1 protein-coding gene is annotated in these 421 nt (G+C 39.2%); it reads right to left on the bottom strand.

Going from position 1 to position 421, the window contains the following annotated elements:
- Positions 1-319, bottom strand: a 319-nt coding sequence (locus Y882_RS20180; protein ID WP_046973431.1) for a DUF6950 family protein, incomplete at its 3' end; no start/stop codon positions are given.
- Positions 320-421 lie beyond the last annotated feature (102 nt).

The following is a 421-nucleotide window of genomic DNA, read 5'->3' as shown; positions in this document are numbered from 1 at the left end:
CGGCAGTTAATCCTAGCTCACCTTCAAATGTAACAACATCTCCTCTTTGTGCAAAATTCTTTTCTATTCTTTCACCTAAGTAGATATCTAATAAAGCTGGGAGGTGTGTTGTACCAACTTTCTGAATTGTAAATTTCTTACTTCCTAATTCCGTGCTATATTTTCCAACTATTTCACTATAAATATTTGTTCCGTATTGTGCATCGATACACTTTGCGGCAAACGTGCAACAATCATTTTTACCCCAAGAAAAAGGAGTAGACGACAACTCCTTTACCGTGGTCAATAAACGTGTCTGCCACCCCGGAGTTTTACTCATACGTGAATCCTGGCGCATCTTTTTTACTTCCCCAATAGATTGAACGCTCTGCCATTTGTGCAACATATCTAAAGAAGCGATCCCCCGGATGTAATCTTTGTT

The sequence above is a fragment of the Dyella japonica DSM 16301 genome (assembly GCF_001010355.1).
In the GTDB taxonomy this organism is placed as follows: Bacteria; Pseudomonadota; Gammaproteobacteria; order Xanthomonadales; family Rhodanobacteraceae; genus Dyella; species Dyella japonica.
This window is presented reverse-complemented; position numbering and strand designations above follow the sequence as displayed.